4 protein-coding genes are annotated in these 3,807 nt (G+C 73.7%); 3 read left to right on the top strand and 1 reads right to left on the bottom strand.

The features are described 5' to 3' along the window. Positions 1 to 13: 13 nt before the first annotated feature. Complete coding sequence (locus tag FM076_RS27685; RefSeq protein WP_173873593.1) at positions 14 to 1,465, bottom strand: ABC transporter substrate-binding protein; 1,452 nt, start codon at positions 1,463 to 1,465, stop codon at positions 14 to 16. 330 nt (positions 1,466 to 1,795) lie between these two features. Between FM076_RS27685 and FM076_RS35395 the strand changes: the two genes are divergently transcribed. Genes FM076_RS35395 through FM076_RS34755 form a run of 3 tightly spaced genes read left to right on the top strand, consistent with a single transcriptional unit; the run spans position 1,796 to position 3,800 of the window. Next, positions 1,796 to 2,158 carry a hypothetical protein gene (locus tag FM076_RS35395; protein ID WP_243274655.1) on the top strand — a complete coding sequence of 121 codons (363 nt, stop codon included), beginning with the start codon at positions 1,796 to 1,798 and terminating at the stop codon, positions 2,156 to 2,158. Next, positions 2,155 to 3,717, top strand: coding sequence for an MGH1-like glycoside hydrolase domain-containing protein (locus tag FM076_RS27675; protein WP_243274654.1), 1,563 nt, complete (start codon positions 2,155 to 2,157; stop codon positions 3,715 to 3,717). The genes FM076_RS35395 and FM076_RS27675 overlap by 4 nt, the downstream gene beginning before the upstream one ends. Next, complete coding sequence (locus FM076_RS34755; RefSeq protein ID WP_274598864.1) at positions 3,678 to 3,800, top strand: glycogen debranching N-terminal domain-containing protein; 123 nt, start codon at positions 3,678 to 3,680, stop codon at positions 3,798 to 3,800. Before FM076_RS27675 ends, FM076_RS34755 begins: the two co-directional genes overlap by 40 nt. The last annotated feature ends 7 nt before the right edge of the window (positions 3,801 to 3,807 follow it).

Genomic DNA, 3,807 nt, shown 5'->3' with positions numbered 1-3,807 from the left:
GGCGGAGTGGCGCTCATCGCAGGGACCTTCGCAGTGCGGCGACTTCCTCGTCGGCCTCGCGCGCGGCCTCGCCGGGAGGGGTGCGGCCGCTGGTCATCTCGCCGACCGCCTTGGCCACGGGCAGCTCGCCGTTGGTGGCGCCCACCAGTGCGCCCTCGCCCTCGGTGATGCCCCAGCGGCGCATGTGGCCGATGCCGTCGGCCAGTTCGTCCAGCAGGGTGTCGGAGTAGATCTCGTCGAGCGGCCTGCGGTGGGTGGCCTCGACACCGAGGCGGCTGTGGCGCCAGGCGCGGGTGTACTTGTCCGGGTCGTCGGCGGTGCCCTCGCGGACGGGGATCTTGCCCTCGGGCGCCATGCCGAACCAGCCCTGGTAGCCCGCGCCCATCATGTACGCGATGAAGCCGCGTGTGGCCTCGGTCTCGGCCGTTCTGGTCACCGTCCAGGAGGTGATCTCGCCGAACTGGCCCGGCCTGCGCGCGTCGGGGCCCTGGAAGGCGGTGGTGATGCCGCTGTTCTTCGCCAGGAAGCCGGGGTCCTTCCCGCACCGGGCGCAGCTCGGGCGGGTGTCGGCCCGCTCTCCGGCCAGCTCGTCCAGCAGGAAGGAGGACCACATCAGCATCGGGGAGCGGCCGGCGAAGTAGGTGGCGCGGGTCGAGTCGAGCGTCTGGGTGCCCGGGGGTCCGTGGTCGCGGGCGAGGGAGCGGTACGTGGCGAAGGCGCGGCGGCAGGCGGGTGAGTCGAGGGCCACGGCGTCGTCGCCGGAGCCGCCGCCCGCGCTCTTCCCGCCGGTCCCGTCGCCGATGAGGCGGCAGTCGTTGGCCAGTGCCACGTTCTCGAAGCTCTGCTGGGTGAAGACGTCGCCCGGGTCGGTGGCGAGGGAGATGCCGTCCATCCTCCCCTTGTCCAGCTTCGCCGCCGCCTCGGTCATGGTGCGGTAGGTGGTGGGGGGCGCCAGGTGCGCCCTGGCGAACAGGTCCTTGCGGTAGACGAGGAGCTGGAGCCAGGCGTCGGAGGGGACGCTCAGCCGCTTCCTCCCGTCGGCGGTGAGCCGGAGCGCGTTGGCGTCGAAGGTGCCGGGGCCGAGGTCCTCGATGATGTCGGCGGGCATCTCGGTGTTGAGCAGGCCGTTGCCGTACATCTGCCACACCTGGCCGAGCGGGAGCGCGGCGATCACGTCGGGGAGGTCACCGGCGGCTGCCGCGGACATGATCAGCTGCGGCAGCTGGGCCTCGTCGACGCCGACGAGCTGGACCCGCACGCCCCTGTGTTTCTCGTAGCGGGAGACGACCTTCTTGGTCGCGGCCATCCGTGCGGGCAGGTTCTCCAGCGTCCACACCGTTAGGTTCTTGTCTGGTTTGTCCGGCCCTGCCCCGGTGCTGCCGGAGCAGCCGGCGAGGAGTCCCGCGCCGAGCACCCCGGCGAGCACGGCCGCGGCCACCCGCGACCGCCGCGTCCACGTCCCCATACCTCACCCTTGGTCGCGCCTTTTCGACTGATTTGACCAGGATGCTCCTTACGGGAGGACGATGACTCCTCCGCATCACGTGCCACATCGCCCCTCTTCCGCCTGCCAGCACCGCATCCCAGCACCAGTTCTGTCTCTTTACAAGACGTAACCCTGAGGTATCTTCGACGAAACTGCCGAAGTCCGGAGCCAAGCCGTTCGGAGCCCCCTGTGGAGCGTGTTGTCCAGTTCACCGCCCCTCGTACGGTCGAGGTGGCCGAGCACGAGAGCGAGCCGCTGCCGCCAGGCCATCTACGGGTCCGCACACGCTATTCCGGCATATCTACGGAAATGGAACTTACCGCCTGCAGGGGAGCCAGCCCGTATCCGACGCGGACGTGGGACCCGCAAGCGCGCCTCTTCCGGGAGGGCGCGGCCGGTATCGCCTATCCGGTGACCGGCTGGGGCCACTCGGAGGTCGGCGAAGTCACCGAGGTCTCCCCCGAGTCGAACGGCACGCCCGGTCTGCCGGGTGCGGGCGACCTGGACTGGCCGGCCTGGCTGGGCGCGCTCGACAGCGCCGGCCACCCAGGCCACCTGGCCGTCGAGTGCCGGGTCCCGCCGGGTTCGGACCCGGCGGAGGCGGTGCGCTCGATACCGCCGTTCCTGGCGCGGATGAGCGGGCCGGCCCCGGCGAGCGGGGTACGCCGATGACGCCCGTGCCGCCGCTGACCCTGGAGGGGTCCGCCTCCTCCTCGCCGCCCGCCCCCTCACCCCCGCCCGGCACGCGGCGGGCGCTGCGCCGGGCCGCGTGCCGGGTGCTGCTCGGCAACTGGACGGGGACCTCGACGGTGCCGTCGCGGAGCCTCTACCCGCACCAGTGGAGCTGGGACTCGGCGTTCGTCGCCATCGGGCTGCGGCACCTCTCCCCGGTGCGGGCCCAGCGCGAACTGGAGACGCTGCTGGGCGCGCAGTGGGCGGACGGGCGCCTGCCGCACATCGTCTTCAACCCGGCGGTACCGCTGGACGCCTACTTCCCCGGGCCGGACTTCTGGCGCTCCTCGTCGGTGCCCGCCGCCCCGGCCGGTGCGGAGACCTCCGGGATCGTCCAGCCGCCCGTGCACGCGCTGGCCGCGCTGCTGGTGCACCGGGCGGACCCCGTTACCTCGGCACGGCGCGGCTTCCTGGCCCGCGTCCGCCCGCGGCTGGCGGCCTGGCACCGCTATCTGGCCGCCCACCGCGATCTGGGCGGCGGCGGGCTGGCCGCCGTGGTCCACCCGTGGGAGCCGGGCATGGACAACAGTCCGTGCTGGGACGGGCCGCTGGCGCGGATCGAGCCGGCAGCCGCGGGCTCGTTCCGCCGCGCCGACCTGGTGCACGGGGCCGCCGACGACCGGCCCACCGATCTGGACTACGCACGGTATGTCCGGCTCGCGGCCGACTACCGCGCCCACGGGTACGACGACGCCGCGGCCCCGCACGCGTTCGCCGTCGAGGACCCCGGCTTCAACGCCCTGTTCATCGCCTCCGAACACGCGCTGGCGGACCTCGCCGAGGAGGTGGGTGAGGATCCCGGCGAACACCGGGAGCGGGCGGCGGCGCTGACCCAGGCGCTCGTGGCGCGGCTGTGGTCCCAGGAAGCGGGACAGTTCCTGTGCCGTGACCTGCGCGACGGACCTGCGGGCGGGCGGCCGGTGCCCGAACGGGGCGCCGCGGGGCTGCTGCCGCTGCTCGTCCCCGGGCTGCCCGGCCGGATCGTCGAAGCGCTGCTGCGCACGGCCTCGGGAGAGCACTTCGGCCTGGGCACGACCGTTCCCCTGCTGCCCAGTTACGACCTGGTGGGTGCGGCCTTCGACCGGCACCGCTACTGGCGCGGTCCCGCCTGGTTCAACGTCAACTGGCTGATGGAGCGGGGGCTGCGGCAGCACGGCCGGCGGGCGCGGGCCGACGCGCTGGCCGGTGAGGTGCTGCGGGCGGCGGCGGCGAGCGGCTTCGCCGAGTACCTCGACCCGTACAGCGGCGCGGGCCGGGGTGCCCGGGACTTCAGCTGGACGGCCGCCCTCGCCCTGGACCTGCTGGCCCGGAGCCCGGAGCCCCCGCCTCCCCGGTTCCCGCCCCGAGGAAGGGCAGCTGACCCGATGGCCGCGGCCGAGCACCGCACGCTGGTGTACGACGGCACCTTCGCGATGCTGCCCTCTCCCGGTGACATCGGCGCGGCGAGCGGGGGGGGACGGTGCTCCAGGGGCTGTTCCGCCGGGACGCCCGGCATCTGAGCCGCCGGGAGCTGACGGTGGACGGCACCGCCCCCACGCTGCTGCTGCCGGCCGGGGACGACGCCTCCTCCCCGCCGTACTGACCCCGCC

The organism is Streptomyces albus subsp. chlorinus, assembly GCF_013302895.1.
Classification (GTDB): domain Bacteria; phylum Actinomycetota; class Actinomycetes; order Streptomycetales; family Streptomycetaceae; genus Streptomyces; species Streptomyces chlorinus.
This window is presented reverse-complemented; position numbering and strand designations above follow the sequence as displayed.